This window comes from Kaistia adipata DSM 17808 (assembly GCF_000423225.1).
GTDB lineage: Bacteria > Pseudomonadota > Alphaproteobacteria > Rhizobiales > Kaistiaceae > Kaistia > Kaistia adipata.
The window spans coordinates 290,926-304,247 of the sequence record NZ_AUHO01000007.1; the positions used below are offsets into that span (position 1 = coordinate 290,926).

Below are 13,322 nucleotides of genomic sequence, written 5' to 3' on the forward strand. Positions count from 1 at the left end.
TTGCATGGATGCTGGGTCAAGCCCGGGATGACGGCGAGTGGGGGCTGGCGAGGGTACCTGAAGATCGGAGAACCAAGACAGGGAGCCAAGACAGGGAGCCAAGACGCTATCGGCGAGCGCGGAGTCCTCAATTCACCTCGGACCTTTCCACTACCTCGCCCATCGCCTCGCGCACGAGGTCCTCGGCGTTCTCGCGCAGGATGGCCTCGTTCGCCTCGCCGCCGACCGGCTCCTTGCCGATGTCGAGCATCACCGGCACGGCGAGCGGCGAGATGCGGTCGAGCGGCTGGTGGCGGATATGGTCCTTCACCCGCGCCAGCATGTCGGAGAGGCGGCGCACGTCGAGAAGCCCTGTCGCGGCGTCGGCCCAGGTCGCCTGCAGCAGGATGTGGTCCGGCTCGTGGCTTCGGAGCACGTCGTAGATCAGATCCGTCGAAATCGTCACCTGCCGACCGGTCTTCTCCTTGCCGGGATGGCGGCGCTCGATCAGGCCGGAGATCAGCGCGCAACTGCGGAAGGTGCGCTTCAGCAGGTGGCTTTCCGCCAGCCAGGCGTCGAGATCGTCGCCCAGCATGTCCTGGTCGAACAGCTCGCCGACGGACGGCTTCCCTTTCGCGAACGCCGCGCCCATGTCGCCGAGGCCCCAGACGGCGAGCGCATAGTCCGAAGCGACGAAGCCCATCGGTTTCAATCGTGCCCGTTCGAGCCGTCGCGTCAGCAGCATGCCGAGCGTCTGGTGCGCCAGCCGCCCTTCGAACGGATAGGCGACCATGTAGAAGCGGTCGCCGCGCGGAAACGTCTCGACGAGAAGCTCGTCACGTTTCGGCAGGACGGAGGCCGATTTCTGCAAGGCGAGCCAGCCCGAGACCTGCGGCGGCAACCGGCTCCAGGCCGTCTCGTCGGCGAGGAGCCGGCGCACGCCATCCGCCAGATAGGTCGAAAGCGGAAACTTGCCGCCGAAATAGGACGGCACTTTCGGCGCCTCGTTCACCGTGCGGCTGACGATCGCCTCGTTGTCGCGAATGCCCTCGAGCCGCAGCACGAGGCCGGCGAACAGGAAGGTGTCGCCCGGCACCAGCGTCTCGAGGAAGTACTCCTCCACCTCGCCGAGCACGCGCCCGCCCATGCCGAGCGGCCCGCCGCGTCTTCGCGAGGTGAGCCGCACCTTCAGCATCGGGTCGGCGACGATGGTGCCGACATTCAGCCGGTATTGCTGCGCGACGGAGGGATGGGTAATGCGCCAGAGATCGTCCGCACCGCGCCGGATCTTGGCGAAGCGCTCATAGGTCCGGAGCGCATAGCCGCCGGTGGCGACAAAATCCACGACGCGGTCGAAGGTCTCGCGCGGCAGTTTTTTGTAAGGAGCGGCGGAGCAAACCTCTTCATACAGCGCATCGGACGAAAAGGGCGCGGCGCAGGCCATGCCCAGCACGTGCTGCGCCAGCACGTCGAGCGCGCCGCCGATCGGCCGGGGCGTGTCCTGCGCGCCGATCGTGCTCGCCTCGAGCGCCACGGTGCACTCCATCACCTCGAAGCGGTTGGCCGGCACGAGGAGCGCGCGCGACGGCTCGTCCATGCGGTGGTTGGCGCGGCCGATCCGCTGCGCCAGCCGGCTCGCGCCCTTCGGCGCGCCGACATTGACGACGAGGTCGACATTGCCCCAGTCGATGCCGAGATCGAGGGTCGAGGTGCAGACGACGCAGCGCAGGCTCCCCGCCGCCATCGCCTGCTCCACCCGCCGGCGCTGCGCGACGTCGAGCGAGCCGTGATGCAGCGCGATGGGCAGCGCGTCCTCGTTGACCTGCCAGAGTTCCTGGAACACGCGCTCGGCCTGGCTGCGCGTGTTGACGAAGACCAGCACCATGCCGTTCGCCTGGATCGCCGCGTAGATCTCGCCGATCGCGTGCACGGCCGAGTGCCCGGCCCAGGGCAGGCGCTCTTCGGTGTCGAGGATGGTGATCTCGGGCTTGGCGCCGCCGGCGACGGTGACGAGGTCCGACAGGCTGGCCGGCTCGCCGAAACGCTGCGGTATCAGCCAGGCGCGCAGATCGTCCGGCTCGGAGACGGTGGCCGACAGGCCGACGGTGCGCAAGTCCGGCGCCAGTTTTCGCAGCCGGGCGAGGCCGAGCGACAGCAGCTCGCCGCGCTTCGCCGTCACCAGCGCGTGCAGCTCGTCGAAGATGACCGTCTTCAGGTCGCCGAAGAAGCGACCGGCATCCGGATTGGAGAGAAGCAGCGCCAGCTGCTCCGGCGTCGTCAGCAGGATTTCCGGCGGTTTCAGTTTCTGGCGCTGGCGCTTGTGCGCCGGCGTGTCGCCCGTCCGCGTCTCGATCGCGATGTCGAGGCCGATCTCGGCAGCCGGCGCCTCGAGATTGCGGGCGATGTCGACGGCGAGCGCCTTCAGCGGCGAGATGTAGAGCGTATGCGGCCCGCGCCCACCTTTTCCCGCCGGCGGGCGCGTCGCGAGATCGACGAGGCTCGGCAGGAAACCGGCCAGCGTCTTGCCGGCGCCGGTCGGCGCGATCAGCAGCGCCGATCGTCCCTCGCGCGCCTTCTCCAGAAGCGCGAGCTGATGCGGCCGCGGCGCCCAGCCGCGACGGGCGAACCAGTCGAGGAAGGCAGGCGGCAGCAGCTCGGGGGAGGATCCGGTCTCGGCGCGCAGGGTCACGCGCTAGAGGTAGGGGAGGCGAACAGCGAAGTCGAGGACACGCTTCCCTTGTCCGGGCGCGCGCCTATCTTGGGGGCATGATCCGTCCCGAAGAACTCCTCTGCCCGACGCCGGAAGGTCTCTGGTGCCCGCCCGGCGGCTTCCACATCGATCCCGTGCGGCCGGTGGCGCGTGCGCTCATAACCCATGGTCATTCCGACCATGCCCGGCCCGGGCATGGCGCCGTGATGGCGACGCGCGAAACGCTCCGGATCATGGCCGAGCGCTATGGCCCCGGTTTCGCCGGTAGCGAGACGGTGGCGCGCCTCGGCGAGGCGGTGACAATCGGCGACGTGACGGTTCAATTCCATCCGGCCGGGCATGTGCTCGGCTCGGCTCAGATCGCCGTCGAGACGAAGGGGATGCGCATCGTCGCGTCCGGCGACTACAAGCGCCGGCGCGACCCGACCTGCGCGCCGTTCGAGCCGGTTCCCTGCGATGTCTTCATCACCGAGGCGACGTTCGGCCTGCCGGTGTTCCGTCATCCCGACGACATCAACGAGATCGGCAAGCTGCTGTCGTCGCTCGCCGCCTTCCCGGAACGGGCGCATCTCGTCGGCGCCTATGCGCTCGGCAAGGCGCAGCGGGTGATCAGGCGGCTGCGCGAGGAGGGCTACGACCGGCCGATCTACATCCACGGCGCGCTGGAACGGCTCTGCCGTCTCTATCAGGAAGAGGGCATCGACCTCGGGCGCCTGGAGCCGGCTACCGTGGAGGCTGGTCGCGGATCGAACGCCAGCGTCGACTTTGCCGGCGCGGTCGTGGTCGGGCCGCCCTCGGCCTTTGCCGATCTCTGGGCGCGGCGTTTTCCCGATCCCGTTTCCTGCTTCGCGTCCGGCTGGATGTCGATCCGCCAGCGCGCCAAGCAGCGCGGCGTCGAGCTGCCGCTGATCATCTCCGACCATTGCGACTGGGCCGAGCTGACCCAGACGATCGCCGAGATCGCGCCCGCCGAGGTCTGGGTCACGCATGGCCGCGAGGAGGCGCTGGTGCGCTGGTGCGAGCTGGCCGGGATCCGCGCCCGGCCGCTGCACATGGTCGGCTACGAGGACGAGGCGGAATAGGACGCCTTGGCGCTCATGCCTCTCTGGATCGCGTTTTCTTCACGCGAACCGGCACCCACTTCGCTCGAAAACGCTTCAGCGCCGGCTCTCGCGCCAGAGCAGGAACATCGACGCCCCGACGATCAGCGCCGCGCCGAGCCAGAGATGGCTGGGCGGAATCCAGCCGAACACCAGCCAGCCGGCCAGCACGTTGAGCGGCAGCTTCACGTGGTCGAAGGGCTGCACATAGGCGGCGTCGGCGCGGGCATAGGCGAGCGCCAGGAAGCCCTGCGCGGCGGCGGTCAGCACGCCGACGGCGAGGATCGCGATCCAGGCGTCGCCGGACGGCATGGAGATGCCGGAGGGGAGCGCCAGCACCAGGTTGACCGGCGCCAGCAGCAGCAACAGCCAGGCGGTGACCGCCTCGGGGCTGTCCTCGGCGAGCAGCTTCTTCTGGGTCAGCGAGACGCCGGCCCAGAGCACGGAGGCCGCCAGCGGATAAAGGCTGGCGGTCGTGAAGCTCTCCGAGAACGGATCGAGGATGATCAGGCCGCCAGCGAAGCCGACGATGACGGCGAGCCAGCGCTCCAGCGACACCTTCTCGCCGAGGAACAGCCCGGCGCCGAGCGTGACGATGAAGGGCGAGGTCATGACGAGCGCGATCGCCTGGCCGATCGGCACGGCATGGGCGAGGCCGGCGACCCAGAACTGCACGCCGACGGCGGCGAGCAGCACGCGAAAGGCCTGCAGGCCGGGCCGGCGGGTTTTCAGCGACGGCAGGCCGCGCCGCGCCGCCCAGGGCAGCACGACGACGAGCGCGATCGCATATTGCAGGAAGGCGGCCGTCGGCGCCGGCAGGTGCAGGCTGACGGTGGCGATCTGTTCGAGGGTGTTGACGCCGGCGAAGGCGACACCGGCAAGCACCATCCAGAACGCGCCGGCGATAGGCGCGCTGACCGGGGTGTTGGCGGGGGAAAGGCTGGACTGACTCATGTTGGTTCCCATCGGGTGCGACAACACGAAATCAGGGCATGAGCGAAAAAGCGCGCGCCAGCCCGCAAGGGCCGGTTCACGTTGTCTTCGCCGTTCTCTTCCATCCGGACTATGACCGTCGGCTTCGGATTCGCACCGAATCTGCTGACCCCTTCCGCTGGAACGGAAGGGCGCTCGCGGGCTTGAAGGAGAACCTTCTTACCGCCGGTGGGGAATTTCACCCCGCCCTGAGAACGAGATCCGGCCGCAGGCCGGACCGCCCACATCTAGGGCCTCCGGCGGCCGATCGCAAGAACGCGGGCTTTCGCAGTCTCGCTCCCATACCTAGATTGGCGCCATGCAGGACTTCGCCGCGTTCCTCGATCGCCTGATCCTGACGCCGTCGCGCAACACGAAGCTGCGGCTGATGGTCGACTATTTCCGCGCGACGCCGGATCCGGACCGCGGCTGGGCGCTGGCGGCGCTGACCGGCACGCTCGACGTGCCCTCGGTCAAGCCGGCCATGCTCCGGGCGCTGGTCGCCGAGCGCATCGACGAAGTGCTCTTCGCCTATTCCTACGACTATGTCGGCGATCTCGCCGAGACGATCGCCCTGGTCTGGGACGAGCGCGGTGTCGCGTCCGGTGGGATGGAGCCGGTACCCCCCACCCAACCCTCCCCCGCAAGGGGGGAGGGCTCTTCTCCCCAGCTTGTTGAGGCGTCGAGGACACCCTCAGGCGGGCCCTCTCCCCCCTCGTGGGGGAGAGTTGGAGAGAGGGGGGCGGTCGTCGCACGCGATGCCTCTCGGCAAAACCTCCCCTCGCTCTCCGCCATTGTCGAGACGCTGCTCGCGTCCTCCCGCGCCGACGGGCCGAAGCGGGTCGCCGCCTTCCTCGACGCGCTCGACGCCGACGGGCGTTGGGCGCTTTTGAAGCTCGTCACCGGCGGCCTGCGCATCGGTGTCTCGGCCCGCCTCGCCAAGCAGGCACTGGCCGATTTCGGCGGCGAAAAGGTAGAAGGGCTCCAGGTCAACGAGATCGAGGAGCTCTGGCACGGGCTGAAACCGCCTTTTCTGCCGCTCTTCGCCTGGCTGGAGGGGAGGGCGGGGAAGCCGGCCTCCTCGGCCCGCGCGCCGTTCCGCCCGGTGATGCTGGCGCAGCCGCTGGAGGAAGACGACCTCGACCGCGTGACGCCGGAAATCTACGCGGCCGAGTGGAAATGGGACGGCATCCGTGTCCAGGCTGTCTCGGACCAGGGCGTGCGCCGGCTCTATACGCGCACCGGCGAGGACATCGGCGACACCTTTCCCGACATGCTGGAGGCGCTCGATTTCGACGGCGCCATCGACGGCGAACTGCTGGTTGGCCGGCGCGCCGGCGAAGCGATCGAGCCGGGCTCGTTCTCGGAACTGCAGCAGCGTCTGAACCGCAAGACCGTGTCGGGAAAGTTGATCGCCAGCCATCCTGCCTTCATCCGCGCCTATGACTGCCTCGTCTCGGGCGGCGAGGACCTGCGCGATCTCGCCTTTCGGGAGCGGCGCGGCAGGCTGGAGGCGCTCGTCGCCGGCTCGCTCGCCCGTCGCGTCGATCTCTCGCCGCTGGTCGCATACGGGACGGCGGACGATCTGATGCTGAAGCGCGCGACGCCGCCGGCGCCTGTGATCGAGGGGCTGATGCTGAAGCGCTGGGATTCGGTCTACGAGCCGGGCCGGCCGAAGGGGCCCTGGTTCAAGTGGAAGCGCGATCCCTACACCGTCGATGCTGTGTTGATGTATGCTCAGCGCGGCCACGGCAAGCGCTCGTCCTTCTATTCCGACTACACGTTCGGCGTCTGGAAGGCGGGCGAGGCGGGCGACGAGTTGGTGCCGGTCGGCAAGGCCTATTTCGGTTTCACCGACGCCGAACTGGTCGAGATCGACCGCTTCGTCCGCCGCAACACGCTGAACCGCTTCGGCCCGGTGCGCGAGGTGGCGCACAGCGCCCAGACGGGCCTCGTCTTCGAGGTGGCGTTCGAGGGATTGAATCGCTCGACCCGGCACAAGTCGGGCGTCGCCATGCGCTTTCCCCGCATCAGCCGGTTGCGCTGGGACAAGCCGCCGGCCGAGGCGGACCGGATCGAGACGCTCGTGGCGCTGCTGGACATGCGGGGCTGATGCCGGATCCCGATCGCTTTTGCCTCGTCTCGATGCGGCGATCGGCTATCATCGCCGCGATTCGAACGCCAGGAGGCGCAGTCCGCGCCCGGCGTCACGGGAGATGACGAATGAACGGCCTTCAACGCTTCATGGGCGGCTCGCCCGCTCAGGTCCTGCTCCGCCTGGTCGTCATCTCGCTGATCGTCGGCATCGTGCTCTCGGCGCTCGGCATCTCGCCCTATGACATCATCGAAACGGCGCAGCAGTTCATCCGGCGGATCTGGAACATGGGCTTCGGCGCCATCGAATGGATCTGGCGCTACTTCCTGCTCGGCGCGGTGATCGTGGTTCCGGTCTGGCTGATCATCCGCCTGCTCAATCTCGGCAAGGGTGGCTGAGGGGCATCAGTCCCTTCGGAAGATCACTCCGGCGAGCCAGCCGGTGAAGACGGCGAGGATGACGCAGATCACGCCGTAGAGCAGGCCCTGATTCTGGGCGAGGTCGAAGGTGAACTGCTCGAAACCCATCTTGGCGATGCGGATCTCCGACTGGTCGGTGGCCAGCAGCGCGCCGTCGCGGAAGAGATAGACCATCACGACATAGCGCCCGACCGGCACGTTCGCCGGGATCTGCACGGCGGTCTGGAAGATCTCCGTGCCGGGGAAGGTGACGCCATAGGCCTGGCTGCGGAACAGTCCGTCCTCGCGCTTCAGCCGGAGGAAGGCCTGGCGGAACTCGTCGTCGGCGCCGGACGACACGGCGCCCGCGTCGGCGGAGACGGGGAAGACGAGGTCGTCGGCGCCGATCTGGAAGCGCTTCAGGATCTGCGGTGTCGTCACCTCGGACAAGGGCCGCGAAGAGTTGATCGCGTAGAAGGACGGGATGTTGACGAAGGTGCGCGAGGCGCTGTTCAGCCAGATGCCGAGGATGCGCTCCTTCTGGCGGGTGACGACCGTTTCCGGCGGCCCCTTGACCGCGACGACGACGTCGTAGAATTCGGCGCGTGACACGGTCGCGGCGTCGCGCTCGATCGCACCGAACACGGTGATGCTGGTGCCGGTGAAGTTGGACGTGATCCGCACTTCTTCCGACGACAGCGCGACGATCAGCTGCTCGGACCGGGCGGGCGCCGCGCCGAGCCAGAGCAGGGCGAGGCAGGCGAGGGCGGCGGCGCGGATCATCGCGTATCGCCTGTCAGCGTCGCCAGCGAGAACAGCTCCGCCGGCGTGTGCACGAGGTCGACCAGGAAGCGGATGCCGACGGCGAGCACCAGCAGCGCCAGCATGGCGCGGAGCTGGTCGCCGCGCACGACCGCGCCGACGCGGGTGCCGAACTGGGCGCCGATGACGCCGCCGACCATCAGGATCAGGGCGAGCACGCCGTCGACCGTGTGGTTGGTGGTCGATTGCAGCACGGTGGCGACCGCCATGGTGCCGGTCATCTGGATCAGCGACGTGCCGATGACGATGTTGGTGGGGACCCTGAGCAGGTAGATCAGCGCCGGCACCAGGATGAAGCCGCCGCCGATTCCGAGCAGCGCCCCGAGCGCGCCGATGCCGACGCCGATCGCGATGATCGGGATGACGCTGATATAGAGCTTGGAACGCGGGAAGCGCACCTTGAAGGGCAGGCCATGCGCCCAGTTGTGCTGGCCGGGCTTGCGCAAGGGCGCCGGCCGGCCGCGCCGCGCGTTGATCATGGCGCGGATCGATTCCGTCAGCATCAGCCCACCGACCAGGCCGAGGAAGGTGACGTAGCAGATGGCGATGACCAGATCGAGCTGGCCCCAGCGCCGCAGCAGGCTGAAGATGCCGACGCCGATCGAGGAGCCGACGATGCCGGAGGCCACCAGAAAGGCGGCGAGTTTCATGTCGATCAGCCGCCGCCGCCAGAAGGTGATGGCGGCCGAGGCCGAGGAGGCCACGACCTGCGCCGTCGTGCTGGCGACCGCGACGGCCGGCGAGATGCCGGAAAAGATCAAGAGTGGCGTCAGCAGGAAGCCGCCGCCGACGCCGAACAGGCCCGACAGGAAGCCGACGGCGCCACCCATGCCGAAGATGATGAACATGTTCACCGGCAGTTCGGCTATGGGAAGATAGATCTGCACGGCGACAGAACCGCTGGCATGGGGTGACGTGGAAGCGGCGGACCGCCATGAGCCGGGCCGGGCCCGTGTCGCGGCCAGCGCGAATCCTGATCAGGGCAGAGCCATGACAGTGCGATGGCCGTTGCGACCCGATAAAGCCGCTCGACCCCCGCGTGTCAATCTCCGTTCCCGCCCGCGCGCTTCCGCGCCGGCGACCGCTCGTCAGCCGCGCGGCGCCTGCACCTTGCCGGCATCGCGCATCGTCGTCTGCGCGACCGTGTTCTTCCACTCCGGCCGGAGGCGCGGCTCCGAGTTGGCGGTGGTGTCGAGCGGCTGGGCCTTGAAGGTCTGGACGACGGCGCGGGCGGCGGCGAGCGCGTCCGGCTTCATCGCCTTGCCGACCTCGTCGCGGCGCTTGCCGGCGTCACGGTCGCCCTGCTGGGCGGCCAGCGCGAACCACTTGTAGGACTGCACCAGATCGACGCCAACGCCGAGGCCGCGAGCATAGAGCACGCCGAGATTGTACTGGCTGTCGGCGACGCCGAGATTAGCGGCCTGGGTGAAATATTGGGCGGCGCGAACGTAGTCGGGATCGCCGGTCGCGCCTTCGCTCATCAGCACGGCGAGATTGTGGGTGGCGCGGGCATTGCCCTGCGCGCTCGCCTTCTCGTACCAGCCCTGGGCGGCGGCGAGGTCGCGTTGCACGCCGTCACCGCGCTCGTAGAGGCTGCCGATCCGGTACTGCGCGACGGCGAGCCCGGCTTCTGCCGATTTCAGGTACCAGTCGGCAGCGGCCGGGGCGTCCTTGGCCTGGCCGTTGCTGCCCTTGGAGAGGCGTCGGCCCATCTCGAAAGCGGCGACGGCGTCGCCCTTCGCCGCGGCGGTCTCGAGATCGAGCCCGGCGGTCGCGGCCGGCGTGCTGAAGCTGGAGGCGGAGGGCGCATCCGGCACCAGCGCCGCGAAGCGGTTGTCGGTTTCGGCCGCCGGCGCGAAGGCGAGCGCCCCGCTGCCGTCCTGGCTCGGGGCGACCATGGCGTTCGGCGCCGGCTTGGCGGCCGGGGTCGACGGCGTCGCGGGACGGGCCGGCTTCGCGGGGATCGAGCCGGTGGCGAGCGGATCGGTCGCCGGCGATTTCGCGGCCTGGCGTCCGGGCGGGTCGGTCAGCTGCATCGCGCCGAGCGCGAGCACGATCGCGGCGATCGCCAGCACCAGCGGGCGCTTGCGGGCCCGCAGCGCGTCGCCGATGCGGGTGAAGGTGTTCGGACGGTCACCGTCGGAGGCGCTGTCCGCGATCTGGCCCGCGGTTTCGGACTGCGCGGCCTGGGCGGCGCGGCGCGCCGCGGCGATGAAATCGGCCTTGCGGTCGCCGGGACGCGCGGTCTGAGGCGCGACCGGAGGCGCGCTCGCCTGCGGGGCGGGACGGCCGGAACCGGGCGCCAGCGGCCGGTGCTCCTCCGGCAAGCCGCCCTCGAGCCGCGCGGTGATCGTCATGGCCTCACGCGGCGGATGCGCGGCGGCGGCCAGTTCGTCGATCTCGAGCTGCGCGATCCGGTCCACGACCTTGGCCAGCGTGTCGTGAACGGCCTCCAGCGTGTCGTGCGTCTGCCGGTCGGAGCGCTCGGCCGCCGCCTGGAGGGCGCGCATGTCCTCGCGCAGCGCCTGGACCAGCTGGTCGTCGGCCGCCGGATGGCTGCCGGCGAACTCGCGGAAGGTCGCGCGCGCCGCCTCGCGGGCGGCCTCGATCGTGTCCTGCCGGCTGCTGCCGATCAGTGACTGCAGGCGATCGAGATTTTCCTCGACGCGGGCGAGCCCGCGCGGGTCGGGCCCGACCGAGATCTGCTTCGCCAGCGCGCCGACCTGGGCCTCGAGCTGCGCCAGCGCCTTGTTGTCGCCGGGCCGGCTCGTCTCGTCGAGCCGACGAACCAGCGCCTGCATCTGCGCTTCGATCGCATCGAGACGCACGGGCTCGCGGGCGGCGAAGTCCTGCCGCATCCGGGTGACCTCGGCGCGCAGCCCGTCGAAGGCGTCGGGCGGGGCGGGGGCGCGCAGCGTCGGCAGCTCGGCCAGCGCGTCGAAGCGCCCGGCCAGCGCGTCGAGACGATCCTCGAGGCGCGAGAGCGCGGTGGAATCGATGCCCGGCGTGCGCGGCTCGAACGTATCGAGCGCGTTGCGGATGCCGTCGATCTGCTTTTCGAGCCTGGCGAGCGCCATCGGGTCGGCGCCGCGCGAAAGGCCGTCCATGTCGCGGCGCAGCGCGTCGATCTCGCGCTCGATGCCGGAGAAGTCGATCGCCGGCGCCGGGCGGGCGGCCAGGGCGTCGATCGCCGCCTGCAGCTTGGCGATCTGGCGTTCGACCGCGGCGTCCGGTCGCGAAAGGGTGAGCGAGGCGACGGCGTTGCGGATGTCCTCGATCTCGGTTTCGAGCTCGCGTGCCGGCGTCGCGGATTCGATCGAGGCCGACAGCGCGGCGATGTCGCGCGTCAGGCGGTCGAAGCGGTCGGTCTCCGGCGCGTGGCGGACGATGTCGTCGAGCCGCTCGATGATGTGCCGATAGCCGGATTCGAGGCTGGCGAGCGTCGTTTCGCGCGCCGCCTGCGCCATGGCCTGCTTGACCTCTACAAGCTCGCGGCGAAGCTCCTCGACTGCGCCCGTCTCCGGGACGGGTCGCGTCTCGGCCAGTGCCTGGATGCGGGTCGCTAGCTCGGCCTTCAGCGACTGGCCGCTCTCGTCGCTGCGGCGGGCTTCGGCATTGATGCGGCGGCCGAGCAGCGCGATGTCGTCGCGCAGCGACGCGATGGCGTCCTCGATGGCGACGGCGTCGAAGGCGTTGGGAGGCGTGCTCCGTTCGGCGTCGATCGCGCGCTGGCGGGAGGCGATCTCGGCGATGGCCGCCTGCAGGCCGCCGAACGCATCGGCGCGCGGCCGCACCGGCGCGCCGTTCACCGGGCCGGGGGTGACCTGGGCCGCCGCGACCGGGGCGCTGGCCGGCTCCTGCGCCGGGGGGACGGATCGCGCGGCGGCGATCTGGCTCGCCAGCGTGGCGAGACGCGTCTCGATCCCGCTCAGGCGTTCCGACTGCTGATTGTCGAGCTGCCGGCCGAGCGCCTCGAAGCGATCGTCGAGGGCCGCGCGCTGGGGAGGCTGCGGCGGCTGGGCCGGGGGCTTCGGAGGCTGGCGCTGCGTGGCATCCTCCATGACGTCGATCTGTCGGGTGAGATTGTCGACGAGCGCCGACAGGGCGGCCAGACGCTGCGCGCCGTCCGGCTCGTTCCGCGACGCGAAGGCGCCCGGCGCGCGCGGCGGAAGGTCGGAGCCGGAACGGCCCGTGCCAAAGTCCAGCCTGTTGCCCGGCTTCATGTCCCAAAACCCCCGGATGCCACGCGCATGGGCATCATTCCCGTCTGCGATCGATTCACTGCCGTTTCCGGCGCGACGCCGGACCCGGACGTGGCCCGATTCATGACCCGGACCTCGGCGGGAGCTTCGCGCCGCTATGGTAAACAAGCGGTTAACCACCCCTTGCGTTCTACACACTTCGGTAAGGTGGTTTAACGAAATGCTCGCCGGAATCCGGGAAACAGGCCGCCGCGGCGCCGAAAACCGCGCCATTTAACAGTTATCGGGAAATGAAATTTCCGTTAGGTGACGCTAAAGCGCTTTACCTGACGCTGCGACACCTGCATGACGGAGAGACGCATTCCGGCAGCACCGGGCGACTCGATTACCCCGGTACAACCAAGAATAAGGATAGCTTTCTCGATGAGCATGGCCCAACTGGCGGGTATTTCCCGCGAAGATCTCGACAGCAATGGCGCCGCCGACGGCAACAAGCAGACTACGTTCACGATCGGCGATCTGTCGCGCGAGTTCGACGTCACCTTGCGTACCCTGCGGTTCTACGAGGACAAGGGTCTGCTCCATCCGCGCCGCGAGGGACTGAACCGCATCTATTCGCGCCGGGATCGCTCGCGTCTCAAGCTCGTCCTGATGGGCAAGAAGGTCGGCTTCTCGCTGACCGAGATCAAGGAAATGCTCGATCTCTACGACCTGAAGGACGGCCAGGTGCTGCAGATGCGGCTGGCGCTTCGCAAGTTCAACGAGCAGATCGAGGTGCTGGAGCGCCAGAAGGTCGACATCGAGCAGGCGCTGGACGAACTGCGCCGCACCGTCGACGTCGTGGCCGGCCTGCTCCGCCAGAAGGAAGCCGGCGCCGCCTGAGGCGTCCCTGGCTTCGCCGCGCCGACTGGATCGGTCGCGGCTGCCGAGGTCGGCACCCTATTCTCCTCCCTGGGGTGCCGACCTCTTCTTTCGCCGACGCGTTCGCGCGTCCGCATGGCCCATGCTATGGTCGCCCCAGGGGGCGCCAAGGCGTGGGACCAA

9 protein-coding genes and 1 riboswitch are annotated in these 13,322 nt (G+C 69.2%); of the genes, 4 read left to right on the plus strand and 5 right to left on the minus strand.

The annotated features are described in order from the left end of the window. Nucleotides 1-127: 127 nt before the first annotated feature. Nucleotides 128-2,668 (minus strand): ligase-associated DNA damage response DEXH box helicase, encoded by a 2,541-nt coding sequence (locus tag G539_RS0106330; RefSeq protein WP_051231144.1) that lies wholly within the window; start codon nt 2,666-2,668, stop codon nt 128-130. Between the two features lie 80 nt (nt 2,669-2,748). Between G539_RS0106330 and G539_RS0106335 the strand changes: the two genes are divergently transcribed. Continuing rightward, complete coding sequence (locus G539_RS0106335) at nt 2,749-3,771, plus strand: ligase-associated DNA damage response exonuclease (RefSeq protein ID WP_029074453.1); 1,023 nt, start codon at nt 2,749-2,751, stop codon at nt 3,769-3,771. A 75-nt stretch (nt 3,772-3,846) separates the two neighbouring features. Here G539_RS0106335 and G539_RS0106340 read toward each other — a convergent pair whose 3' ends face one another. Further along, a complete protein-coding gene (locus G539_RS0106340; RefSeq protein WP_029074454.1) occupies nt 3,847-4,743 on the minus strand; it encodes a DMT family transporter in 897 nt (298 codons plus the stop codon). An 88-nt stretch (nt 4,744-4,831) separates the two neighbouring features. After that, a riboswitch (FMN riboswitch) is annotated at nt 4,832-4,982 on the minus strand. Nucleotides 4,983-5,080: 98 nt separating this feature from the next. Between G539_RS0106340 and G539_RS0106345 the strand changes: the two genes are divergently transcribed. Continuing rightward, on the plus strand, nt 5,081-6,874 hold the full coding sequence (locus G539_RS0106345) for a cisplatin damage response ATP-dependent DNA ligase (protein WP_029074455.1): 1,794 nt from the start codon (nt 5,081-5,083) through the stop codon (nt 6,872-6,874). Nucleotides 6,875-6,984: 110 nt separating this feature from the next. Next, complete coding sequence (locus G539_RS23875) at nt 6,985-7,254, plus strand: DUF6460 domain-containing protein (RefSeq protein ID WP_035830497.1); 270 nt, start codon at nt 6,985-6,987, stop codon at nt 7,252-7,254. A 6-nt stretch (nt 7,255-7,260) separates the two neighbouring features. On the opposite strand, the gene G539_RS0106355 is transcribed toward G539_RS23875, so the two are convergent. From G539_RS0106355 to G539_RS23880, 3 genes are all read right to left on the minus strand, one after another. Further along, on the minus strand, nt 7,261-8,037 hold the full coding sequence (locus tag G539_RS0106355) for a TIGR02186 family protein (RefSeq protein WP_029074456.1): 777 nt from the start codon (nt 8,035-8,037) through the stop codon (nt 7,261-7,263). Then, complete coding sequence (locus tag G539_RS0106360; RefSeq protein ID WP_029074457.1) at nt 8,034-8,963, minus strand: sulfite exporter TauE/SafE family protein; 930 nt, start codon at nt 8,961-8,963, stop codon at nt 8,034-8,036. Before G539_RS0106360 ends, G539_RS0106355 begins: the two co-directional genes overlap by 4 nt. A gap of 201 nt (nt 8,964-9,164) precedes the next feature. Then, complete coding sequence (locus G539_RS23880; protein WP_035830500.1) at nt 9,165-12,299, minus strand: SEL1-like repeat protein; 3,135 nt, start codon at nt 12,297-12,299, stop codon at nt 9,165-9,167. A 402-nt stretch (nt 12,300-12,701) separates the two neighbouring features. On the opposite strand from G539_RS23880, the gene G539_RS0106375 reads away from it, so the two are divergent. Next, nucleotides 12,702-13,160, plus strand: a complete 459-nt coding sequence (locus G539_RS0106375; RefSeq protein WP_029074458.1) for a MerR family transcriptional regulator — start codon at nt 12,702-12,704, stop codon at nt 13,158-13,160. Nucleotides 13,161-13,322 lie beyond the last annotated feature (162 nt).